Origin of the sequence: Streptococcus sp. 5346, from assembly GCF_013277455.1 — a bacterium.
GTDB lineage: Bacteria > Bacillota > Bacilli > Lactobacillales > Streptococcaceae > Streptococcus.
The window spans coordinates 26,318-49,288 of the sequence record NZ_VMMY01000003.1 but is presented as its reverse complement, the minus strand read 5'-3'; the positions used below and the strand labels follow the sequence as shown (position 1 = coordinate 49,288).

General features: G+C 42.1%; 20 protein-coding genes. 2 read left to right on the top strand and 18 right to left on the bottom strand.

Features of this window, described 5'->3' with window-relative positions; all coding sequences use genetic code 11:
* Window positions 1-14: 14 nt before the first annotated feature.
* The 14 genes from HT732_RS02930 to HT732_RS02865 form a co-directional block, all read right to left on the bottom strand.
* Window positions 15-1,001 carry a glycosyltransferase family 2 protein gene (locus tag HT732_RS02930; RefSeq protein WP_173253895.1) on the bottom strand — a complete coding sequence of 329 codons (987 nt, stop codon included), beginning with the start codon at window positions 999-1,001 and terminating at the stop codon, window positions 15-17.
* A 1-nt stretch (window position 1,002) separates the two neighbouring features.
* Entirely contained in the window at window positions 1,003-2,106 is a 1,104-nt protein-coding gene (locus HT732_RS02925) for a glycosyltransferase (RefSeq protein ID WP_173253894.1), read from the bottom strand.
* Complete coding sequence (locus tag HT732_RS02920) at window positions 2,096-2,941, bottom strand: phosphorylcholine transferase LicD (RefSeq protein WP_205380661.1); 846 nt, start codon at window positions 2,939-2,941, stop codon at window positions 2,096-2,098. Before HT732_RS02920 ends, HT732_RS02925 begins: the two co-directional genes overlap by 11 nt.
* 125 nt (window positions 2,942-3,066) lie before the next feature.
* Window positions 3,067-4,341: a polyisoprenyl-teichoic acid--peptidoglycan teichoic acid transferase Psr gene (gene psr, locus HT732_RS02915; RefSeq protein WP_173253893.1), complete on the bottom strand. Its 1,275-nt coding sequence runs from the start codon at window positions 4,339-4,341 to the stop codon at window positions 3,067-3,069.
* Window positions 4,338-5,186, bottom strand: a complete 849-nt coding sequence (gene pheA / locus HT732_RS02910) for a prephenate dehydratase (protein WP_173253892.1) — start codon at window positions 5,184-5,186, stop codon at window positions 4,338-4,340. The genes psr and pheA overlap by 4 nt, the downstream gene beginning before the upstream one ends.
* Window positions 5,183-5,659, bottom strand: coding sequence for a shikimate kinase (locus HT732_RS02905; RefSeq protein WP_173253891.1), 477 nt, complete (start codon window positions 5,657-5,659; stop codon window positions 5,183-5,185). Before HT732_RS02905 ends, pheA begins: the two co-directional genes overlap by 4 nt.
* Entirely contained in the window at window positions 5,652-6,935 is a 1,284-nt protein-coding gene (aroA, locus tag HT732_RS02900; RefSeq protein WP_173253890.1) for a 3-phosphoshikimate 1-carboxyvinyltransferase, read from the bottom strand. The genes HT732_RS02905 and aroA overlap by 8 nt, the downstream gene beginning before the upstream one ends.
* A gap of 91 nt (window positions 6,936-7,026) precedes the next feature.
* A complete protein-coding gene (locus tag HT732_RS02895) occupies window positions 7,027-7,365 on the bottom strand; it encodes a YlbF/YmcA family competence regulator (RefSeq protein ID WP_173253889.1) in 339 nt (112 codons plus the stop codon).
* A 10-nt stretch (window positions 7,366-7,375) separates the two neighbouring features.
* Entirely contained in the window at window positions 7,376-8,479 is a 1,104-nt protein-coding gene (locus HT732_RS02890) for a prephenate dehydrogenase (RefSeq protein ID WP_173253888.1), read from the bottom strand.
* 9 nt (window positions 8,480-8,488) lie between these two features.
* A complete protein-coding gene (aroC, locus tag HT732_RS02885) occupies window positions 8,489-9,655 on the bottom strand; it encodes a chorismate synthase (RefSeq protein WP_173253887.1) in 1,167 nt (388 codons plus the stop codon).
* A gap of 9 nt (window positions 9,656-9,664) precedes the next feature.
* Window positions 9,665-10,732 carry a 3-dehydroquinate synthase gene (gene aroB, locus HT732_RS02880; RefSeq protein WP_173253886.1) on the bottom strand — a complete coding sequence of 356 codons (1,068 nt, stop codon included), beginning with the start codon at window positions 10,730-10,732 and terminating at the stop codon, window positions 9,665-9,667.
* An 18-nt stretch (window positions 10,733-10,750) separates the two neighbouring features.
* Window positions 10,751-11,605, bottom strand: coding sequence for a shikimate dehydrogenase (locus HT732_RS02875; protein WP_173253885.1), 855 nt, complete (start codon window positions 11,603-11,605; stop codon window positions 10,751-10,753).
* Window positions 11,595-12,272: a type I 3-dehydroquinate dehydratase gene (gene aroD, locus HT732_RS02870; RefSeq protein ID WP_000767765.1), complete on the bottom strand. Its 678-nt coding sequence runs from the start codon at window positions 12,270-12,272 to the stop codon at window positions 11,595-11,597. Before aroD ends, HT732_RS02875 begins: the two co-directional genes overlap by 11 nt.
* The gene (locus HT732_RS02865; RefSeq protein ID WP_173253884.1) at window positions 12,269-13,432 is read right to left on the bottom strand and encodes a class I SAM-dependent rRNA methyltransferase; all 1,164 of its coding nucleotides are present in this window, start codon (window positions 13,430-13,432) and stop codon (window positions 12,269-12,271) included. The genes aroD and HT732_RS02865 overlap by 4 nt, the downstream gene beginning before the upstream one ends.
* Before the next feature lie 149 nt (window positions 13,433-13,581).
* Between HT732_RS02865 and HT732_RS02860 the strand changes: the two genes are divergently transcribed.
* Window positions 13,582-15,699 (top strand): LTA synthase family protein, encoded by a 2,118-nt coding sequence (locus HT732_RS02860; protein ID WP_173254012.1) that lies wholly within the window; start codon window positions 13,582-13,584, stop codon window positions 15,697-15,699.
* A 225-nt stretch (window positions 15,700-15,924) separates the two neighbouring features.
* Here HT732_RS02860 and HT732_RS10540 read toward each other — a convergent pair whose 3' ends face one another.
* The 3 genes from HT732_RS10540 to HT732_RS02850 all read right to left on the bottom strand — a co-directional run bounded on the left by HT732_RS10540 (window position 15,925) and on the right by HT732_RS02850 (window position 18,624).
* Window positions 15,925-16,143 carry a hypothetical protein gene (locus tag HT732_RS10540; RefSeq protein WP_345890501.1) on the bottom strand — a complete coding sequence of 73 codons (219 nt, stop codon included), beginning with the start codon at window positions 16,141-16,143 and terminating at the stop codon, window positions 15,925-15,927.
* 113 nt (window positions 16,144-16,256) lie between these two features.
* On the bottom strand, window positions 16,257-17,894 hold the full coding sequence (locus tag HT732_RS02855; protein ID WP_173253883.1) for a hypothetical protein: 1,638 nt from the start codon (window positions 17,892-17,894) through the stop codon (window positions 16,257-16,259).
* Complete coding sequence (locus tag HT732_RS02850) at window positions 17,875-18,624, bottom strand: ABC transporter ATP-binding protein (protein ID WP_173253882.1); 750 nt, start codon at window positions 18,622-18,624, stop codon at window positions 17,875-17,877. The genes HT732_RS02855 and HT732_RS02850 overlap by 20 nt, the downstream gene beginning before the upstream one ends.
* Window positions 18,625-18,803: 179 nt before the next feature.
* Here HT732_RS02850 and HT732_RS02845 point away from each other — a divergent pair, with 179 nt between their 5' ends.
* Window positions 18,804-20,258 carry an alpha-amylase gene (locus HT732_RS02845; protein ID WP_173253881.1) on the top strand — a complete coding sequence of 485 codons (1,455 nt, stop codon included), beginning with the start codon at window positions 18,804-18,806 and terminating at the stop codon, window positions 20,256-20,258.
* A gap of 88 nt (window positions 20,259-20,346) precedes the next feature.
* Here HT732_RS02845 and alaS read toward each other — a convergent pair whose 3' ends face one another.
* The gene (alaS, locus tag HT732_RS02840; RefSeq protein WP_173253880.1) at window positions 20,347-22,965 is read right to left on the bottom strand and encodes an alanine--tRNA ligase; all 2,619 of its coding nucleotides are present in this window, start codon (window positions 22,963-22,965) and stop codon (window positions 20,347-20,349) included.
* Window positions 22,966-22,971: the final 6 nt, after the last annotated feature.

Here is a 22,971-nt window from a genome sequence, read left to right as displayed (position 1 = left end):
CACTCACCCCCGTTCTAATGTAATTTTTTAGATTTTTCAATATTTTTCAGTAATAAGAATCGGTATAAGGAAATATTTATGAATAGAGCCAAGGCACTAATTCTTCTCCCCTTACGGAAAATTGGATTCCTAGCAATAGTAAAGGCATGGCCTTTTAAAAAACGATGAATCTGAGAATAGGCTTCAAATTGTTTATACTGATCATCTAGCAACATCTTATCCAGAATAAAGAAGTGGGCATAGGCCAATCTGAAAAAAGCGATCTCTTTCAAATCAGGATAGTTTTTCATAACTTCATTGTAAAACTTTTGGTAGATATCAATATAGGCTAAATCCTTCTCTGCATAGGGTTTAGTCGTAATACTATCCCCTCTATGGAAATAGTAATAATAGGGTTTGGTATTAACCACGTACTTCTTAGCCAACTTGATTAAATCAAAATGATAATAAGCATCTTCGTAAATCAATCCCTTTGGAAAGGATAGGGCAGTTGCAATCTCTCTCTTGATTAGTTTATTGCAGATCGTTCCAGGTATTTTTTCACCTATGAGGTATTCCTTTAGAAATGTTTGAGAATCACAGACAAAATATTCATCCTGATTGGTTGATTGTGGGCTTTCATCATTAGCATAGACATTCATGACACCACAGCTCGAAACATCCGCATCATCTTGAATTAATTGCTCATATAAGCTCTGAATCATTTCTGGATGGATATAATCATCTGAGTCAATAAAAATCAGATAATCTCCGTGAGCCTGCTTCATTCCATCGTTTCGTGCTTGCGACAAACCTTCGTTCTTTTTATGAAGCACTGACACCCTATCATCTTGTTCAGCGATTGAATCACACAAGCGACCACTTTCATCCGTTGCTCCATCATCAACAAGAATGATTTCCAGATTCTGATAGGTCTGCTTCTGAATGGAAGCTATCGATTTTTCTAGGTACTGCGCCACATTATAGACTGGCACAATCACACTAATTAATGCAGTTTCCATGCTACTCCTCTAATAGTTTTTCTACTTGTTCGATTTGTTTGGCAATTGTAAATTGTTGAATGAATTGGCTAGCCTCATTGACATCGAAGTTTGAGGCAGAAGTCATGTAATTAGTAATTGCCTGAGCTGCCTCTTGATTGCTCTCAATGATTTGTCCAAATCGTCCTTCTTGGGATAATTCCTCAGCCCCTCCGACATCCGTAGAGACAAAAGGAAGTCCCAGACTCAAGGCTTCCACATACACTCCAGGAAAACCTTCTTGTTTAGACATAGACAAGAGAACTTTCATCTGAGATAAATACTGATAAGGATTTTTTTGATAGCCAAGGAAATGTACGTAGTCCTCAAGCTCATACTCTTTGACCCGTTTTTTCAGTTCCTCTTCCATATCACCAGCACCTATAAAGTAAAGGTGATAATTTTTCCCCTCTTGGTGTAATAACCGTATCACTTCCACCACACGGTCAGAACCCTTATTTTCTTCAATCCGTCCAATAGTACAGATACTTTGAGGCGCAATCTCGATATCAATCTTCTCTTGAGATTTTTCTAGGATAGTCTTAAAATCATAACCATTGTAGACCGTCTGTAATTTTGAAGCATAATCTGGGTAGACTTCCTTGATAGAATGGCTGGTCTTTTTTGAGATCCCTACAATGGTATCCGCAGCATCCAACTGTCGTCTATGTGATTTCCTTTTTGAGCTATCCTTAAGAAATTCTTCGATACTTCCATGAATCCAAGAGATTTTCTTGACTTCTTTTCTTTTAGAAAACAACAGTGGTGGATTCATAATGGTAAAAGAAACTTCAACATCATAGTCATCTTTTACAAGCAAGCGACGAGTCAGCCTTGGAAAATAAATTCTCATTCTCCACAAAAGAGCTCGTAACCATCTGGCTTGGCGATAATCCTGAAAGGATTTTAAAATGCCTACATGCTTGGGAACAGATTCGTATCCCTTGTCAAAGTGTTCCATTTCAAGAATATCAATATCATACTTTTCTGGATCCAGATTTGAAACAATTGTCGACAGAATCTTCTCTGCTCCACCCCCGAGAGAAAAAGACCACATAAAAAATAAGATTTTTTTCTTAGCCACCATATTCTCCCTTGTATTCTGTATAAGACTTATCCATATCAGCGATGACAGCATCATGATGCGGTACTTGCTTATTTGCTGGTGGTGGCGTCATATAATCTCCAAAAGCAGTGCTGAGATAGGCATCGTAGCCAACTGGAATAGGCATCTCTATCCCTTCAAATGGTAAGAAAAGATTGTCTTCAAAAGATGCGATTAGGTACTTGTTTCTCATATAGCCAGGACCTGAGCATAATTCTGTGATGCCATCGCTCTCATCCAGACTATACTTGGTCATTTCTTTCTCAGCTTTTTTCCAAATGCGATAACGGAGAGATTTTGGAGTCACACCCAGTAAAATGCGGCTTCCCCATTTCATAAGTGCGCCATGCTTTTCCGGAACAGTTTGCGCACAAAAGAGTGAATAAATCAGTGCCCAACGAACCTGTTTTTTCCGCTCAGCTGGATTTTTCGGATAATAATCCAAAGGCAAAACATCCAAGGCCAGACCATGTGGCAAATCCAAATCCTGCTGATAAGGCTTGATGCAGGTCGTTTCCTTGTCACGAATGGTAATAAAAAGATTACGATCGACAAAATCCTTGTGACTCTTTGACAAGAAATAACGCTCATCTGCATAGCGAGGCCATAATTCTGCTAGTTTTTCATAATCCTTACGAGGCATAAAAAAGTCTAGATCGTCATCCCAAGGAATGAAACCCTTGTTTCGAAGGGCACCAATAGCGCCTCCCCCACAGAGATAGCAAAGCAAATCATGTTCTTTACAAAAGGCCACAAAGTATTCAGCCATCTCCAGACTTCGAGCCTGAATTGCTTTTAAATCAGTCATATTATTCATTATTCTTTCTATCGTATCGTTTCATTATACCACAAATAGGGGGTGAAAATCTATTGAAGACTGTAAAAAATCAAAGCCTGACTGCTAGATAAATAGCCTTCAAGCTTTGATTCTCCTGTCTTATCTTATCTCAAACCCATCTGAGACAATTTATTCTGATATTTGTTTTGATCGACCAGCAAGCCCAAGCCTCCATAAACATCATAGGCATCTACCCAGTCACCCAGTTCTGGAATCGTCAATTTTTCAATACCATTTTTTGCTCCATCCAAAACAGATAAACCGTTTGTTAGGAGGAAAGTATAGGGTGCGTTGGTTGAGGTCATAGCAAAAACCTTTCCAAGAGCTTCAGAACCAGTGAAAAGTTTAGTAGGATCTTTAATTTGCTCTAAAATTGCTGTCAGTACTTGTTGCTGTCTTTTTGTACGGCCGTAATCCGCCTCATCATCATCACGGAAACGAGCATAATTGAGCAAGGTTGAACCGTTCATCTGCTGTTTTCCGACTTTAATAGTCTGGGTTGGAGACTCAGTCTCAGTCGCATGTAAATCATCTCCGACTGTAGCTTCTGTTAGTGGACGCCCATTCAATGTTGAAAATTGAGCATCAATCGTCACCCCATCAGGGAAAAGCGTGTCAATCGCTGTTGCAAAGGCCTGAAAATCGACCAAGGCATAGTACTTAATGTCTAAGTCAAAATTATCTTTCAGGACTTGACGAACCATTTCTGCCCCTTTTTGCCCCTCTTGTTCTCCTAACTCATAGGCTACGTTTAACTTGTTATCCGTCTGTTTTCTACCGTTAATGACTTGGCTATAACCGTCTATATAAACCAAATTATCACGCATGAAGCTGACTAGCTTCATTTTCTTATCTGAGCCGCCAACATTTAATACCATAATAGAGTCCGTCCGCGTCTCAGCACTATTTTGACCAATTCGACCGTCCGTCCCCATGATCAAAATATTAACCCCGTCTCTAGTGTCCTGACCATTAAAGACTTGAACCTGTGCTGCCTTAGCATCAGCAGTTTTCTTTGCGCTAGCATCTTGGTAACCACGCAAAAACATGAATACCATGGCCAAAGCCACACAGGCTAGAAGAGAGAAAATCACCATAAAAATGCGTTTAAGACGGAGCTTACGTCTTTTCTTTTTGGGAGGAGCAGAGTGTGCTTGTGATTTGGATTGTGAGCGACTCCGGTTCGCATAGCTTGGTAAGTCAACCTGCTCTTCTCTTTCTTGTTCCAAGCTAGAACTACTATTTCCCCTAGCAAGAGTTAGCTTTTCTTGCAAATAGGCAAACTCATTTTTTTCTCTCTCATTGAGATAGTGAATATTTTTTAGCAAATAATCATAACGTAATTTTTCATGATGACTGAGAGGATTTTCTTTACTCATCTTCTCTCCTTTCCATGGTCTGATATTGGATAAATAGGATAGGCACCCAGAACTTTATACTGGATTCCGATGGCTTCTAGTTCTTTTTGGGCAAAGTGGACCAGCTCCTTATCAATATAGTCTACATCGATAATGAAAAAGTATTCGCCCAGTGCTGTCTTGAGTGGACGACTTTCAATTTTTGTCAGATCAATTCCTCGCCAAGCAAAGGTCGAAAGAGCCTTGTAGAGTGCACCTGGAAGGTTGTCAGGTAAGGTCAAAGCTAAACTCATTTTTTCAGTTTGTGCTTGCAAGGGAATAGCTGCACCTTCAGCTCCCAGAACCCAGAAACGTGTGAAATTGGCTTCCATTTCCTGAATATCCTCGGCAATCAGTTCCAAGCCATATTCTTCAGCAGAACTTCTAGGTGCAATGGCTGCAAAGGGCTGGTCTGGATGTTCGGAAATAAAACGGGCCGCATAAGCTGTACTAGCTGTTACCTCGATTTGAGTCTCTGGATATTGTTCATCGATGAATTTCTTTCCTTGAGCCAAAGCCTGTGGATGTGAAAAAATCTTTTCAATCTTAGTATGGCCTGGGACCACCATCAACTGCTGATGAATAGGCTGAACAATTTCTGCTACTGCTTGAATGCGAGCCTGATGAAAAAGGTAGTCCAAGGTTTCATGAACACTACCCTCGATAGAGTTTTCAACTGGCACCACAGAATAGTCCACCAAGCCTTGCTCATAGGCCTTGATGACATCTGTAATGTTGGCAAAAGCCTGCAATTCCTCATGAGGAAAAGCTGTCTGCACAACGTGATGTGAAAATGATCCCTTGGGACCTAGATAAGCAATTTTCATCTCAGTTCCTCTATAATTTCCTCTGGGCTTAGCTTGGTCACATCCAAAATCCGACTAGCCACTTCCTCATACCAAGCCTGTCTTTCTTGGAAAATAGCTGCAAGTTCTTCCTTACTATTATTTAGAAAAAGCGGGCGCTGATTGTCCTTATCAGCTGCGATACGTTGGTAGAGGGTTTCAAAATCAGCTTTCAGGTAGATATTATCTGGATTAGTCTTGAGCAAGTCACGATTTCGTTGAGAAATAACTACTCCTCCTCCAGTTGACACGACTTGGTCTCTTTGTAGTAACTCAGCTAATACTTCTGACTCTACCTGTCGAAAGACCTCTTCGCCCTTTTCAGCGAAAAATTCCGCAATAGACATACCTAAGCGCTTCTCTATCAGAGCATCCATATCGAGATAATCTGGGTCCAAGCCTCTTGCAATAGTCGATTTGCCAGCCCCCATAAATCCTAGTAATACCTTAGCCATGAATCAAGTTCTCCAAATCATCAAAGAAGCTAGGATAGCTGGTATTGATAGCCTCAGCACGGTCAAGCGCCACTTCTCCATCTGCAACCAAGAGGGCCGCGATAGCCGTCATCATGCCGATACGATGGTCTCCAAAAGTATTGACTCTAGCACCGTGAAGAGTTGATTTTCCTTTGATAATCATCCCATCTGCCGTAGGAGTAATATCTGCTCCCATACTATTTAAGGCATCTGCCACCACCTGAATACGGTCTGTTTCCTTGACCTTAAGTTCCTCAGCATCCTTGATAACTGTTACTCCTTGAGCTTGGGTCGCTAGCAGAGCAATAATGGGCAATTCATCAATCAAGCGTGGAATCAAGGCACCGCCAATCTCTGTTCCTTTGAGGTCTGAAGACTCAACAGTTAAGGTAGCAGATTTAGCGACTGGGTCAATTTCAGTCATTTCCAATTTTCCACCCATGGCGCGAATGACATCAATAATACCAGTACGCGTTTCGTTGATCCCCACATTCTGCAGCACTAGACGAGAATTCGGAACAATCAAACCTGCGACTAACCAAAAGGCTGCACTGGAAATATCTCCTGGAACAACCACCTTCTGTCCTGTCAATTTTTGTGGCCCTTGGACTGTGATTTTTTTGCCCTCCACACTCAAATGACCACCAAATTGTTGCAACATATCTTCAGTATGGTTACGGGTGCATTCTTTTTCGATAATAACGGACTCTCCCTGAGCCTGCAAGGCTGCAAACATCAAGGCTGACTTAACTTGGGCAGAGGCAATTGGCAACTCATATTGAATAGGTGTTAGGGTTTTCGTTCCTTTCAAACGCAAAGGAGGCAAATCTCGCTCAGTTTGCCCTGAAATACTGACGCCCATTTTTTTCAGAGGAATAGTCACACGATCCATAGGACGTTTGGAAAGACTGTCATCTCCAAACATCTCTACTTCGAAGTCTGCCCCAGCAAGGACACCTGAAATCAGACGAATCGAGGTTCCAGAATTTCCCATATCAAGAGCATTTTGCGGAGCTTTTAAGCCGTCCATACCGACACCTTGAATAGTAATAACCCCATCTTTGTCCTCAATTTCAACACCAAGGTCACGAAAAGCCTGCATGGTCGAAAGAACGTCTTCACCTCGCAGAATATCATAAACCTTGGTCTCACCCTCAGCCAAACTTCCAAAGATAATGGAACGATGGCTGATAGACTTGTCACCTGGGACGCGGATACTGCCATGTAAGTGGCGAATGTTTGTTTTTAGTTTCATACTGGACCTCATACTTGCAATACTTTTACCTATTTTATCATAAAAAGCCAGAAATTCCTTAAAAATTCCTGACTTTAGGATTGTTATTTTCTTATTTTAGCAATTCTGAAACTGGTTCGAAAACAATTTTTTCAATGTCAGAAAGGTAAATGGCCAATTGTTGTTGCTTGGTAAAGAATTCTGACAAGAGGCTATTTCCTTGAATCTGTTTACCAAAGCCTTCCATTTTCGCTTGGAAGGATGCATCTGACATTTGACCTGTCTGCGCTAGTCTTTGAATTTCCTCTTGGAAGGCAACATATTCTGTAAAGATTTTGCTTGCCTCAGCATCTGCTGCAATCGCATCTTTAGCTGCTTTAACAGCCTTGTATTCTGGTAATTCGCGTAGACCGCGACTGAGTTCGTTTGCACTATCGTAAATATTTGACATGATGTTCTCCTTATTTGACAACGACTGTGTAGTCGGTATTTTCTGTTATGAGATGCTCAGCTCTTTCTAAGTCTTGAGCATTTTTAAATGAAATTTGTAGAATCCCGTGAATATCCTCACGATTTTCCTCGTTGATATGAATATTGACCAAGGAAGTTCCACGTAGCAATTCCAAGATTCGTAAAATAACATCTTCTTCATCGGGAACATCGACATAGAGGTCGTAAGAGCTATCCACACCGCCACGTTTATGAATTTCCATGGCCTGACGTTGCTCACGCGCTTGGTTGAAAAAGTTCCAGATTTGGTTTTCATCACCCTTACTGATAGCTTGTCCAATCTCGTCCAAACGCTCCTTGAAATCCTCAATTCTATCTAAAATTGTTTCACGATTGGACAAGAGAATGGAGGTCCACATACCTGGCTCGCTTTCCACAATTCGGGTCATATCTCGAAAACCACCGGCCGCAAAACGCCTTGCCATCTCATGTTCTTGAGCATAGATTGCGGTCTGTTCCATGAGACTAGAAGCCAGAATATGAGGAAAATGGCTAATCTGAGAAGTGACTCGATCGTGCTCCTTGGCATCAATCTCGATAAAACGAGCATGAAGACCTGAAAGTAAGTCCTTCATTTCCTCAAGTGTGCCAGGACTTGTCAGCCTCGAAGGTGTAAAGATATAATAGGCATTTTCAAAAAGATTGACATCCGCAGAAGCAGCACCTGTCTTGTGACTACCAGCCATGGGATGGGCCCCGACAAAGCGAACAGGTTTGCCAGCCAAATATTGCTCCGCCGCATCCACAATAGCTGACTTGGTCGAACCGGCATCTGAAATAATGACCCCTTCTTTCAAGTCCAAGTTGGCCAACTCCTTAATAAAGGAAATGGTTTGCTTTATTGGCAAGGTCAAAATGATGACATCAGCCAGAGGAGCAAAACTGGCAAAATCATCCGTTGCACGGTCAATCATGCCTTCTTTCAAGGCGATATCTCTCGAAGCTTGACTGCGATTATAACCTAAAATTTCATAATCTGGATGATCGCGTTTGATACCGAGGGCCATAGAGGCACCAATCAGACCAAGGCCTGCGATATAGACTGTTTTTGCCATAGGAACTCCTTAATAGTTCTTTGTATAGTCTCGGTGTTTAGCTACCGCTTCTTTTAATTCCTCTAGATTGTCTGACGAGAATTTTTCGAGGATTTCTTGTGCCAGAACCGTTGCCACAACGGCTTCCATGACCACTCCTGCAGCTGGAAGGGCGGTCGGATCACTTCTTTCGACTGTTGCCTTGTAGGGTTCATGGGTTTCGATATCCACACTCATAAGTGGTTTGTAGAGAGTAGGAATGGGTTTCATGACGCCACGAACAACGATCGGTTGCCCATTAGTCATACCACCTTCAAAGCCTCCCAGATTGTTGGTACGGCGGGTATAACCGTCTTCTTTAGACCAGAGAATTTCATCCATAACTTGGCTACCTTTGCGGTAACCAGCTTCAAAGCCAAGACCAAATTCCACCCCTTTAAAAGCATTGATAGAGACAACTGCCTGAGCCAATCGCGCATCCAATTTTCTGTCCCATTGGACATAGGAACCAAGGCCAACTGGTACACCTCCAACGACTGTCTCCACAACTCCACCGATGGTATCACCGTCACGTTTGATTTGGTCAATATAATCCTTGATTTCCTGTTCTCTTTCTTGGTTGACAATAGAAACATCAGACTGGGCAGCTCGTTCCTTAATCTCAGTGACTGTCAGATTTTCAGGTACATCAATTTCCTTGCCGCCAAAGACAACGACATGGTTGGTAATCTCCATATCTAGCTCAGCCAAGAGGCGTTTGGCTACTGCTCCAACTGCCACCCGCATAGTTGTTTCACGGGCAGATGAACGCTCCAAGGAATTACGCAAATCATCAAAACGGTACTTGATCCCCCCAACCAAGTCGGCATGACCTGGACGAGGATGGGTGATTTTTCGTTTGCTTTTAAGTCGGTCTTCAATGTCCTCAGCAGACATGATATCCAGCCATTTTTGGTGGTCTTTATTGATGACATCCATGGTAATAGGAGCCCCAGTCGTCTTCCCATGGCGAACGCCTGAAGTAAAGATAACTTGGTCACTCTCAATCTTCATACGACCACCGCGGCCGTAGCCACCCTGACGGCGTTTAAGGTCGCCATTGATATCCTCAGCTGTCAAAGGAAGTCCAGCTGGAATTCCCTCAATGATAGCCGTCAGACGGGGGCCGTGTGATTCTCCTGCAGTTAAATATCTCATACGTTCTCCTTATTTTACCAAATAGTCTTTCATCTCTTCCAAAGAAACTGGGTGGATGGTTGCAGAACCAAGCTCTGGTACCAAGACCAATTTCAAGGTATTGCCACGCGCTTTCTTGTCATGAGTAAGAGCTTGATAAAGCTTGTCAACATCCCAGTTTTCATAGTCAACAGGCAAGCCAAATTTCTGACACATTTCTGTAATGGACTGGGTAATGCCAGCTGGCATAAGGCCTTTTTCCTCAGCAACCTTGGAAATCTGCACCATTCCCATAGCCACAGCTTCACCATGCATAACTTTTCCATAACCAGCCGTCGCTTCAATGGCATGACCAATAGTGTGGCCAAAGTTGAGGTAAAGGCGTACACCATTGTCCAACTCATCCTCAACTACCATCTTGCGCTTAACCTGACAAGAATGTTCAATCAAGGTCTCTGCATGCTCCAAAATGCTCTCAACAGAACCATCCAGCTCCGTCAAAAGAGCCCAAAGTTCTGGATCCTCAATCAAGCCATACTTGATAACTTCACCCATCCCTTCAATCAACTCTCTTTTTCCAAGCGTTTCAAGGACAAGCGGATCAATCAGAACCCCGTCTGGTTGGGCAAAGGTACCCACCATATTCTTAGCAAAAGGAGTGTTAACGCCTGTCTTTCCACCGATAGAAGAATCCACCTGGGCTGTCAAACTAGTCGGAATCTGAACAAAGTGAATACCCCGCATATAGGTAGAGGCTACAAAACCAGCCAGGTCCCCAACGACACCGCCACCAAGAGACACAATCCCATCGCTACGAGTCAATCCCTGCTTAACTAAAAATTCATAGACTTTCTGGACAGTGGTTAAATTTTTTCGTTCTTCGCCTTCTAAAAAGTCAAAAACTGCTACCTGAAAACCAGCATCTTCTAGGCTGAGCTTGACCTTCTCTGCATAAAGAGAAGCTACATGGTTATCTGTCACAATGACTACCTTTTGTGGTTGCCAGAGTTTTCGCAACCATTGACCAGCCTGAGCCAGACAACCTTTTTCAATCTGAATATCATAAGGATGATGAGGAATATCGATTCTGATTTTCATAGGAGAATCTCCCTTTCTTTATTGGTATTTTTCTGTTAAGGACTGCCAAATTTCTTCTGTCGGCATTTCCTTGCCTGTCCACAGTTGAAAAGCTTCTGCAGCTTGATAGAGCAACATTCCCAGACCATTGACGGCTGAATTGCCCTGACTTCTGGCCCACTTCAAAAATGGCGTTTCAAAGGGTTGGTAAATAATATCTGCCACTAAAAGAGTTTCTGATAGGACAATTTTTTCAGGAACTGGAGATGATTGACCATCCATCCCAACACTGGTGGCGTTGACCAGTAAATCAGACTCAGCAATCCTTTCTTGCAGTTCAGAAACATCTTCTAAAGCATACAAGTCCACTTTAAAGCCTGTTTGTTCCTGTAACTTGTCTAGGTAAGGTCTTGTTTTTTCCATGGAAACGGAACGAACAAAGACTGAAATCTGACTAACGCCATCCAAAATAGCTTGTGCCAAAATGGACTTGGCCGCACCACCTACACCCAGCAGGGTCATCTTCTTACCTGAAATTGTAAAAGAAGGCAAGCTCTTAAAAAATCCCTTGCCATCTGTATTATATCCAATTAAATTGCCATTCTCATTAACAACCGTATTGACCGCACCGATCAAGCGCGCTTCATCACTCAGCTCATCCAAATAAGGAATCACTTGCTCCTTATAGGGCATGGACAGGTTGATGCCAAACATCTGGTAGCGACGAATATTAGCCACTGTTTCTGCCAAATCACCCGCTTCAATCTCCCAAGCCACATAAACACCATTGGTAGCTGTCGCCTCAAAGGCGTTGTTGTGAATAAGCGGGGAAATAGAATGCTTAATAGGATTGGCAACAACGGCAGCTAAACGTGTATAGCCATCAAGCTTCATCCAAAATCTCCCGAATTTTTTTCATGTTAGCTAAGGAAATCTGACCTGGGGCACTTGCCTCATCTAGACTAGCAAAGGACCAGCTCGAACCTGTCACATCCGCAGTGATACGAGAGACCTTACCCACCTTGCCCATAGAAATGGTCACATATTCCTGCTCAGGATTGAGGGTTTTAAAGCCTCGTGTATAGTTCATCAAGTCTAAGACATCCTGCTCCGTGTGAGCCATCACCGCAACCTTGACAAGTTTTGGATTTAGGCTCGTCAACTCTGACAAGATTTCCATCATATTTTCAGGTGTTTCTTGGAAATTGTGGTAACTCAAAACGAGATTTGGGAAGTCCAGCATTTCCTCAAAAACATCCTTGTAGCTGTAGTACTCAAAATCAATATAGTCTGGTTGATAGAGTTGTGCCACTTCCTTGATTAGATGGATATATTCTTCTGGAGAAAGGTCGATTTCTCCCCCTTCAGAGCGAGTTCGCAGAGTGAAAACCAACTCACGGCCTGCGAATTTTTCAAAAATAGCTGGAGCCACCTGCAAAATCGCTTCCTTAGGCAGATAGTCGGCACGCCATTCAATGATGTCGGCATCCAGGTACCTCGTGGCGTCCAAAGCCTGGGCCTCCTCTAAACTTCTTGGCATTACTGAAACGATTAATTTCATTTACTAACCTTCATACTAATCACCTTGAGGTAATTACTACTTTCATCTTTTTTATTATAGGCGAAATCTGCTGGAAGACCGTATTTATTTAAAATCTGGTAACTTCTTCCTGCAAAGCCTTTATCAATTTGTTCTGTAAATTTCTGACGGGAAACATTGGCAGCATTGGTACTGGCAATGATAATCCCTTCCGGATTTAAAATCTCAAGACTCTGGGAAATCAACTTGTGATAATCCTTGGCCACAGAGAACGTTTGTTTTTTGTTCCGAGCAAAGCTAGGCGGATCTAGGACAATCACATCGTAGGTCAAGCCTTTTCGCTTGGCATACTTGAAATATTCAAAGACATCCATGACCACAAAACGGTGGTCGTCTGTACTGATTCCATTTGCCTGAAAATGCGCTTGAGACAATTCTCGTGAACGCTTGGCTAGGTCAACAGAAGTTGTCTGACTTGCTCCTCCCATGGCCGCAGCCACGGAAAAGGCAGCTGTATAAGAAAACATATTGAGCAAGGATTTGCCCATAGCCAATCCATCCACTAAACTACCGCGAACTTCATGCTGGTCTAGGAAAATCCCTGTCATCAAGCCATCATTCATAAAGACTTGATAGAGGACACCATTTTCCAAAACAGTGAAAAATTTAGGTGCTTCTTGACCATAAACATGGGCTGATTCATAGTCCAAACCCTTAAAGCGGATCTTCTCATAGGCCCCTAACACCTCAGGAAAAACCTGGCTAAAGGCTTCTGAGATAACCTTGCGAATCTGATAAACATAAGAGTTATACCAAGAAAAGACAGCATAGTCACCATAAAGGTCCACTGTCAGACCGCCAAAGCCATCTCCCTCTTGGTTAAAGAGACGAAAGGCAGTTGTCAATTCGTCTTGATAGTAGGCACTTCTCTTTTCTTTAGCTTGTCTAAACAACGTTTCAAAGAAAGCTTGATTGAAGGCCACCTTGTCCTTACTAACAAACCAGCCCAAGCCCTTGTTTTGCTGCGAAAGGTAGGCAGTCCCAAGAAAGATTCCTTCCTGACTCTGCACTTCTACTTCCTGATCCTTAAGATTGACATTCTCAAGATCACTGGCTTCTAGTAAAACTAGCCCCTTAGCGAGCTTCTTTTCAACCCTTTTGCTGACTCTTATTTTATTCATAGCTACCATTATATCAAACTTTTAGACAATTCTCAAAAAAGAAACTACCCTTGCTTTTTTACTCTTCTTTTAAAAAATGGTATACTAATACTAATAAAAAATTAGGAAGTAAATGTGTGAAAAGCAATTTTAACAAAATCCAAAAAGCCATGGGTACCAGACTGGGTTTTGTCCTAACCCTTTTAATCCTATATTGGCTCAAAACCTTATTAGCCTATGCCGTTGACTTTAATTTAGATATTCAAGTGGGCAAGTTGCAGGGAAATTACCTTGCCTTTATCGCCTTTTTCAATCCCCTTCCTTTGGGGCTACTCCTGCTGGCTCTAGCCCTCTATGCTCGCTCAACCAAGATTTTTTATGGTCTGAGTATAGCTATTTATAGCCTTTTATTCATTTGGCTCTATTCCAATGTCTTTTACTATCGAGAATTTAGCGACTTTATCACGGCTAATACCATGAAGGTGGTCAGCAAGGTGTCCGTCGGCACTGCAGAACTAGAGTTACTGCGTCCTTGGGATTTTATCTATTTTATGGATTTCCCATTGCTGACTTTCCTTTTCTTTAAAAAATTCATCCAGCTGGACAGGAGACCTTTCAAATTCCGCTCCAGTATTGCCATCACTGCTCTCTCGGCCCTGCTCTTTTCAGCTAATCTTTTCTTGGCTGAAATTGAGCGTCCCGATCTCCTATCGCGAGGATTTTCGAATTATTATGTTGTCCGTGCCCTTAGTTTGCCAGCATTTTTAGGCTATAGTGCCAACCAATCATACAGTGCCAACAAGGAACGTGCTAAGGCTTCTGAGACCGACCTGCAACCTATTACAGATTATATTCAAGAACATTCTGCTAAGCCCAATCCAGACTATTTTGGCTTGGCCAAAGGGAAAAATGTGATTTATCTCCACTTAGAGAGTTTCCAACAGTTCCTGCTTGACTATAAACTCAACCTAGATGGAACTGAGCATGAAGTCACTCCCTTCCTCAACTCCCTCTACCATTCGCAATCAACCCTAGCCTTTTCGAATATCTTTAACCAAGTCAAGGCTGGTAAAACCTCAGATGCGGAAACCATGCTAGAGACCGGTTTGTTTGGACTTGACCAAGGTTCCTTTATGGTCAATTACGGTGGTACCAATACCCAGCAGGCAGCTCCTTTTATCCTATCAAAAAACGGCTATCAATCGAGTGCCGTCTTTCACGGTAATATCGGGACCTTCTGGAATCGAAATACGACCTACAAACAATGGGGCTATCAATACTTCTTTGATGCTTCCTACTTTACCAAGCAAGACAGTAGCAATTCTTTCCAATATGGTTTAAATGATAAAATCATGATGAAAGATTCTATTCAGTATCTGGAGCATTTACAGCAACCTTTTTATGCTAAGTATATCACGGTGTCCAATCACTATCCCTATGCTAGCAATCTGACAGGCGATGAGCTTGGTTTCCCACTGGCTAAGACCAAAGATGAAACGATCAACGGCTACTTCCAAACAGCCAACTATCTGGATAGCGCTATCAGGGCTTTCTTTGACTATCTCAAAGAAAGCGGCCTCTATGAAAAATCCATCATCGTCATCTACGGAGACCATTATGGTATTTCCAACTCCCGCAATCCTGAGCTAGCACCCTTGATTGGCAAGACTTCTGAGAACTGGTCGAATTACGACAATGCCATGTTGCAACGGGTGCCTTTTATGGTGGTCATGCCTGGCTATGAAAAAGGACAAATCATCAATACCTACGGTGGACAAATCGATATCTTACCGACTCTCGAACACCTCCTTGGTATTGAGTCCAATTCCTTCCTTCAAGTCGGCCAAGACCTTCTGTCTCCAGATCATCAAGAAATCGTTGCCTTTCGAACTGCCAATTCCTTCGTCACACCAAAATACACCAGCTACGACGGACGAACCTACTATACTGAAAGTGGTCTTGAAATCAGTAATCTTGATGAACAAACTCAGACCGAACTGGAAAGCGTTCGGCAGGCAGCCAGCCAACAGCTAAAAATCAGCGACCAGATTCAAACTGGTGATTTGATCCGTTTCTACCAAGCAGATCATCTTGGAAAAGTTGATACAGAAAGTATTTCTTACCTCAATTCCTTACCAATTCTTCAAAAGATTGAGCAGGAAAAAGGTAGTCAATCCACCAGTCTCTTTAGCCAACGACAAGGTAAGACCAGTACTGACCTTTTCAAGGCACCAAGTTACCAAGAACTCCACCCCGAGTCGGCAGAAACCGAATCAAAATCACAATAAAAAATGCTCTTCCATCGTGGAGGAGCATTTCTTTTTATAAAATAAAATTCAACGAAAATCAAAGAGGAAACTAGCCTCAGATTTACTGTGAGATTGTAGCTAGAGAGGTTGTACCTGCAATATATGTCTGTCAAGTTTAGTGACGTAGATAGTAGAATAAAGATGAGAAGATAAATAAGCTTCAGTAGATATCTGGAAAATTTGATTTTATAGAGAAGCCTTCTGTTACAAACTCAATATACTATCAATAAATAATATTATAGAAGCAACAATAATTATCATTTCACCTATCTGCATAATCCTATTTCGAACTCTAAATATATGTTCTATCAAAAATACTTGGATCACACACATTATAGGAATTAAAGTTTTTGAAATTGAAAAATATCCAAATAAATAAACTATAAACAACAAAAATAGAACTACGTTATATTTCTTATTCAAAACATTCCTCCCTATATATTTTTGATTACCAATCTTAATATTTTATAACTACATTCTAACAAACTACAAAAACGTTTGTCGAATTGAATTTATCAAGCAAGCGACCAACTATCTCATCTTTTTTCTATCTCTGCCAATATGCGTGACAGGTAGTAATGATAGCCAAAAATAGCAAGAGCAAGCAAGAGGATAAGAGCTCCTACTCCCAAGCTTATGGCAAGGACAGGGGTGAGAGACTGAACCAAGAACAAACTTGCTATGACTAAAATCATTAAGATAACACTATAAATTAAGAGTAAAACTATTGCTACTATACGATTTGAACGGTTCACCAGGTCCGTAATGCTACTCCAATTGGTTGACAGATTTTTCACGTCCTTAAGGTAATGGTGGCAAGAAAGGATGACACTGGCAAGGATCCATGCCACAAGGAGGTAAATCATCGAAAGGATGGGCAAGCCTAGATATAGAGAAAGGCCAAGTAAAGTCAGAACTGGTAAAAAGGACTGGACAGCAAATATAATCCAAAATTTCACTTTCACATAGCGAGCAAAGTCAAAGGGTAAACTCTTAAGAAAATCAACATTTTCCCTCTCCAAGGACAAGGCAATTGAATGCAGGCTGGTGATATTGTTATTAACAACTGCTATAAACACTCCTACAAAAAACAAGGGTAACCAGTATGGAGGATGAATATCTGGAACTATCTGAGAATCTCGAATTTTGGAAATCAGACCGATCATCATGAGATAAGGAAGAAAAGCACTTGTAAAAAGCACTGTAATCACGCCAGTTCCCTGTCCCAAGAGGGTGAGGTGGTAGCGTAAAACCATACGGAAAAAGCCCTTTTTATTAGTAGTTGAAATTCTCTCCTTACTGCGACGTTCTTTCTTGACCTTCTCCTCACCGTTAAGCAGGATCACGTCATAAAAACGAGGAAGAACCTTCTTTTTGGTCAGATAAAGCAAGAAGAGAGTTAACCCTATCCAAGCTAGTAGACCCGCTATGGCTTCTGTCGAAAAAGGCTCCACTGCTATTTTGTAAAAGATATGAAGAGGATAAAGGAGAAATGGAATGTCTCTAACTTTGTCAACAATACTTCCAAAAGTCGACTGTAGAAAGAGGACAAATATTAAAGGTATGAGAACCCCTATCCCAATCATCACATTCGAAAAAATAGACTGATACTTTCTGAAGACCCTAGTCTGAGCCAAGAAATGCACTGCCACTACCATCACTAAAGTAACAGAGACAAATAATAAGGTCAAGGACAGTAGCATCAAAGGCAAGCCAAGCCAAAGAGAAGGTGCTAGCCTAATATAGAGGACTAGAAAATAAGCTAGGATTGGTACAATTCCAGTTAGAGCTGGCAAGAGAACAGACAGTCCTTTAGCGATTATAATCTCTGATTCTTTAAAGGCATAGGGTCTATACGATACCAAATCCTTACTTTCATAAAAGACATTGTAAAAAGCTGTTAAAGAAGTTGAAAAGGCAACCACTAGTAAAATAGTAATCATGAAACTAAAATAAACAGGCATTTCCTCAAAAGGAAAATGAATGGCTATATTACTTAAAAAAAAGAGCATCAAGAGGCTAGAAAAAATGTAAGAACTTAGGACTCTAGCGGAAACATTTACTTTTTTCCCAGGATTCTTAGCCTGCTTCTTTCGTAGATTAGCCAGATTAGCTTCTTGAGATGAATAGAGGATATTGATATCAACTAATTTTTTAATGACCTTGAGACGCATCTGAAACCTCCTCTTTTCTACCGGCAAGGCTAAGGTAGATACTCTCCAAAGACTGATCTGGATGGTCTTTTCTCAAGTCCTCTACGCTACCACAATAAATCAAATGCCCCTTTTTCAAAATGGCAATCCGATCACAGACTTGCTCGGCTACCTCTAGGACATGGGTTGAAAACAAGACTGTCTTGCCTTTTTGTGCATGTTCCTTCATCATTTGCTTCAAATCAAAAGCAGCCTGGGGATCCAAACCAGTCAAGGGTTCGTCCAAGACCCAAATATCGGGATCGGACAAGAGTGCTCCGATGACAAAGACTTTCTGACGCATTCCGTGAGAAAGGGTTTCAATAACCTGATAGCGGTTTTCAGCAAAATCAAAAACGTTCAATAGCCTAGCTAGACTAGCCTCCAAGTCAGAGCTAGTCAGATCATAGGATGAAGCAATCAATTCCCAAAATTCATTGGCCGTTAAACGTAAAAATAAGTCAGGCGAGTCTGCTACGTAGCCAATCTTTCGTTTAATAGCCAAGCGATTTTCCGATAAATCCTGACCATCTACTAAAATACGACCACTGCTGGGTGAAATGATACTGACTAGGGATTTTATGGTGGTCGATTTTCCAGCACCGTTATGGCCAATCAAGCCCATAATCTCCCCATTTTTAATCTGCAAATTGAGATTGCTCAAGGCCTCTTTATCACCATACAACTTACTAACATTTTGAAATTCAATCATGGGATGACTCCTATCTTTATCTATATCACATACTATTATACTAGCACTTTGATACAAAAAAATCAACACTTTATTTTAAGTAGATACAATAGTTTCCTTCTATTCTTACGCAAACGTTTGCGCCGAGAGATACTTTATGATAGAATAAAGAACAAGATTGACAAGTAAGAGGAAACATCATGCAAAATCAAACACTCATGCAATACTTTGAATGGTATCTGCCCCACGACGGTCAGCACTGGACGCGTCTGGCTGAAGATGCTCCACACCTAGGTGATCTCGGTATCAGTCATGTCTGGATGCCACCAGCTTTCAAAGCCACCAATGAAAAAGATGTAGGTTATGGGGTCTATGACTTATTCGACCTAGGCGAGTTTAACCAAAAAGGTACTGTCCGCACCAAGTATGGTTTTAAAGAAGACTATCTTCAAGCCATTCAAGCCCTAAAAGCACAGGGAATCCAGCCTATGGCCGATGTGGTACTCAACCACAAGGCTGCAGCCGATCACATGGAAGCCTTTCAGGTTATCGAAGTGGATCCTGTAGATCGTACAGTTGAACTTGGGGAACCCTTCACCATCAATGGCTGGACTAGCTTTACCTTCGATGGTCGCCAAGATACCTACAATGACTTCCACTGGCATTGGTACCACTTCACAGGTACAGACTACGATGCCAAACGTCGTAAGTCTGGGATTTATCTCATCCAAGGGGACAATAAAGGCTGGGCCAACGAGGAATTGGTCGATAATGAAAACGGTAACTACGACTACCTCATGTATGCCGACCTAGACTTTAAGCATCCTGAAGTCATCCAAAATATCTATGACTGGGCTGATTGGTTCATGGAAACGACTGGTGTAGCTGGTTTCCGCTTGGATGCCGTTAAACACATTGACTCTTTCTTTATGAGCAATTTCATCCGCGATATGAAGGAAAAATACGGTGAAGATTTCTATGTTTTTGGTGAATTTTGGAATCCAGACAAGGAAGCCAATCTAGACTATCTTGAAAAAACGGAAGAACGCTTTGACCTTGTCGATGTTCGTCTCCACCAGAATCTCTTTGATGCTAGCCGAGCAGGTTCCAACTACGACCTTCGTGGCATTTTTACAGATAGCTTGGTTGAACTCAAGCCCAACAAGGCTGTGACTTTTGTCGACAACCACGATACCCAACGAGGTCAGGCTCTTGAGTCTACTGTTGAAGAATGGTTCAAACCAGCAGCCTATTCCCTCATTCTGTTACGCCAAAATGGCCTTCCATGTGTCTTTTACGGCGACTACTATGGGATTTCAGGGCAATATGCTCAACAAGATTTCAAAGAAGTCCTTGACCGCCTCCTAGCCATCCGAAAAGATTTGGCCTATGGAGAACAAACAGACTACTTTGATGATGCTAACTGTATCGGTTGGGTACGTTCAGGTGCTGAAAATCAATCCCCAATCGCAGTCTTGATTTCAAATGACCAAGAAAACAGCAAGTCAATGTTTGTCGGCCAAGAATGGGCTAACCAAACTTTCGTAGATTTACTTGGAAATCACCAAGATCCAGTTACAATTGATGAGGAAGGTTATGGACAATTCCCAGTCTCAGCTGCTTCGGTAAGTGTCTGGGCAGCTAATACAATCTAATAGCTCATAATAACCAAGCCATGCCCAATCGGATTTGGCTTTTTGCATTCACAAAAAGACCTACCCAAATGGATAGATCTTTACTCAATTACAATTTACCTGCTACTGCATCCAACAATTCTTGGATCTTAGCTTGGTTGCTTCCTCCTGCCATGGCCATGTCTGGTTTACCACCACCACGTCCATCGACGATTGGTGCTAATTCTTTGACAAGGTTTCCTGCATGAAGGTCTTTTGTCTTGCTTGCTACAAGAACATTGACTTTGTCACCGATAGCAGCAACTAGGACAAGAAGATCAGAGTAGTCTTTTTGTTTCCAGTTATCCGCAAAAGTACGAAGGGCACCAGCGTCAGATACAGACACTTGACTAGCAATGTAACGGTGGCCATTGACTTCCTTCACATCCTTGAAGATATCGCCTGCGGCTGCAGCTGCGGCTTTTTCTTTCAATTCAGCATTTTCTTTTTGAAGTTGACGAAGTTGTTCTTGAAGTCCTTCTACCTTGTGAGGTACTTCTTTAAGCTGAGGTGCTTTCAAGGTTGCTGCAACTGCTTTAAGAGCATCTTCTTGTTCACGATAAGCTTCAAAGGCTTCCTTACCAGTCACTGCCAAGATACGGCGAGTTCCTGATCCGATCCCTTCTTCTTTGACAATCTTGAAGAGACCAATTTCAGAAGTGTTGCCAACGTGAGTACCACCACAAAGCTCGATAGAGTAGTCACCGATAGTAACAACACGGACTTCTTTACCGTATTTCTCACCAAAGAGAGCCATAGCTCCCATTTCCTTGGCAGTATCAATATCCGTTTCAACTGTCTTCACTTCAAGAGCTTCCCAAATTTTTTCGTTGACTTGCTGTTCAATGGCACGCAATTCTTCAGCAGTCACAGCTTGGAAATGAGTAAAGTCAAAGCGAAGGAATTCCACTTCATTAAGTGACCCTGCTTGTGTTGCATGGCTGCCAAGGATGTTGTGAAGAGCAGCGTGAAGCAAGTGAGTCGCAGTGTGGTTTTTCATGACACGGTGACGACGATTGCTATCAATTGCCAAGGTATATTCTTGGTTCAAGGCAAGTGGTGCAAGGACTTCAACTGTATGAAGAGCTTGTCCGTTTGGTGCTTTTTGAACATTTGTCACAGTAGCCACAACCTTACCTGACTCATCCAAGATTTGTCCGTGGTCAGCGACCTGTCCACCCATTTCAGCGTAGAATGGAGTTTCCGCAAAGATAAGAGAGGCAGTTCCTTCTGATACAGCTTCTACTTCTGCATTGTCAGCCACGATAGCCACCAATTTAGAAGACAATTGGCTAGCATTGTAGTTGAAGACACTTTCTACAGTGATGTTTTGAAGGGTTTCATTTTGCATACCCATTGAGCCACCCTTAACAGCTGACGCACGCGCACGTTCTTGCTGTTCTTTCATAGCTGCTTCAAAACCTTCACGGTCTACAGTCATACCAGCTTCTTCAGCGATTTCTTCAGTCAGTTCAACTGGGAATCCATAAGTGTCGTAAAGTTTAAATACATCTGAACCAGCAATGACAGATTGACCTTTTTCTTTCAAGTCAGCTACAATGCCTTGGGCAAAGTGTTGACCTGAGTGAAGGGTACGGGCAAATGACTCTTCTTCACTCTTAACGATTTTCTCAATAAAGTCACGTTTTTCAAGTACTTCTGGGTAGTAGCTTTCCATGATTTTTCCAACGGTTGGAACGAGTTTGTAAAGGAAAGGCTCGTTGATTCCCAATTTTTGACCATGCATAGAAGCACGACGAAGGAGACGACGAAGGACGTAACCACGACCTTCATTTCCAGGAAGGGCACCATCACCGATGGCAAATGAAAGTGAACGGATGTGGTCAGCGATAACCTTAAAGCTCATGTTGTCGCCATCTTGGTCATAGACCTTACCAGACAATTTCTCCACTTCACGAATGATTGGCATGAAGAGGTCTGTTTCGAAGTTGGTCTTAGCCCCTTGGATAACAGCCACCAAACGCTCCAAACCAGCTCCCGTATCAATGTTCTTGTGTGGTAATTCCTTATACTCGCTACGAGGAACAGCAGGGTCTGCGTTAAATTGTGACAAAACGATGTTCCAGATTTCGATATAACGGTCGTTTTCAATATCTTCTGCAAGAAGGCGAAGACCGATATTTTCTGGGTCAAAAGCTTCTCCACGGTCAAAGAAAATCTCTGTATCTGGTCCAGAAGGTCCTGCACCGATTTCCCAGAAGTTATCTTCGATTGGAATTAAGTGGCTTGGGTCCACTCCCACTTCAATCCAGCGGTTGTAAGAATCTTTATCATCTGGATAGTAAGTCATGTAAAGTTTCTCAGCTGGGAAGTCAAACCATTCTGGGCTGGTCAAAAGCTCATAAGCCCAAGTGATGGCTTCGTCACGGAAGTAATCCCCGATAGAGAAGTTCCCCAACATTTCAAACATGGTATGGTGACGTGCAGTCTTCCCTACGTTTTCGATGTCGTTGGTACGGATAGCCTTTTGAGCATTGGTAATACGTGGATTTTCAGGGATAATGGTCCCGTCAAAGTATTTCTTAAGGGTTGCTACTCCAGAGTTGATCCACAAAAGAGTTGGGTCATTTACAGGAACCAAGCTCACTGATGGTTCTACTGAGTGACCTTTGGTCGCCCAGAAATCAAGCCACATTTGGCGTACTTGTGCACTAGATAGTTGTTTCATATTGTC

Excerpts from the sequence above, each read along its gene's own strand:
- pheA (WP_173253892.1), bottom strand. The coding sequence starts at position 5,186 with ATGAAAATTGCTTATCTAGGTCCCAAGGGATCATTTTCACATCACGTT.
- HT732_RS02845 (WP_173253881.1), top strand. The coding sequence starts at position 18,804 with ATGCAAAATCAAACACTCATGCAATACTTTGAATGGTATCTGCCCCAC.
- aroB (WP_173253886.1), bottom strand. The coding sequence starts at position 10,732 with ATGAAAATCAGAATCGATATTCCTCATCATCCTTATGATATTCAGATT.
- HT732_RS02930 (WP_173253895.1), bottom strand. The coding sequence starts at position 1,001 with ATGGAAACTGCATTAATTAGTGTGATTGTGCCAGTCTATAATGTGGCG.
- HT732_RS02855 (WP_173253883.1), bottom strand. The coding sequence starts at position 17,894 with ATGCGTCTCAAGGTCATTAAAAAATTAGTTGATATCAATATCCTCTAT.
- HT732_RS02920 (WP_205380661.1), bottom strand. The coding sequence starts at position 2,941 with ATGAATAATATGACTGATTTAAAAGCAATTCAGGCTCGAAGTCTGGAG.
- alaS (WP_173253880.1), bottom strand. The coding sequence starts at position 22,965 with ATGAAACAACTATCTAGTGCACAAGTACGCCAAATGTGGCTTGATTTC.
- psr (WP_173253893.1), bottom strand. The coding sequence starts at position 4,341 with ATGAGTAAAGAAAATCCTCTCAGTCATCATGAAAAATTACGTTATGAT.
- HT732_RS02865 (WP_173253884.1), bottom strand. The coding sequence starts at position 13,432 with ATGAATAAAATAAGAGTCAGCAAAAGGGTTGAAAAGAAGCTCGCTAAG.
- HT732_RS02905 (WP_173253891.1), bottom strand. The coding sequence starts at position 5,659 with ATGGCTAAGGTATTACTAGGATTTATGGGGGCTGGCAAATCGACTATT.
- HT732_RS02925 (WP_173253894.1), bottom strand. The coding sequence starts at position 2,106 with ATGGTGGCTAAGAAAAAAATCTTATTTTTTATGTGGTCTTTTTCTCTC.
- HT732_RS02850 (WP_173253882.1), bottom strand. The coding sequence starts at position 18,624 with ATGATTGAATTTCAAAATGTTAGTAAGTTGTATGGTGATAAAGAGGCC.
- HT732_RS02860 (WP_173254012.1), top strand. The coding sequence starts at position 13,582 with ATGGGTACCAGACTGGGTTTTGTCCTAACCCTTTTAATCCTATATTGG.
- HT732_RS02875 (WP_173253885.1), bottom strand. The coding sequence starts at position 11,605 with ATGAAGCTTGATGGCTATACACGTTTAGCTGCCGTTGTTGCCAATCCT.
- aroC (WP_173253887.1), bottom strand. The coding sequence starts at position 9,655 with ATGAGATATTTAACTGCAGGAGAATCACACGGCCCCCGTCTGACGGCT.
- HT732_RS02895 (WP_173253889.1), bottom strand. The coding sequence starts at position 7,365 with ATGTCAAATATTTACGATAGTGCAAACGAACTCAGTCGCGGTCTACGC.
- aroD (WP_000767765.1), bottom strand. The coding sequence starts at position 12,272 with ATGAAATTAATCGTTTCAGTAATGCCAAGAAGTTTAGAGGAGGCCCAG.
- HT732_RS02890 (WP_173253888.1), bottom strand. The coding sequence starts at position 8,479 with ATGGCAAAAACAGTCTATATCGCAGGCCTTGGTCTGATTGGTGCCTCT.
- aroA (WP_173253890.1), bottom strand. The coding sequence starts at position 6,935 with ATGAAACTAAAAACAAACATTCGCCACTTACATGGCAGTATCCGCGTC.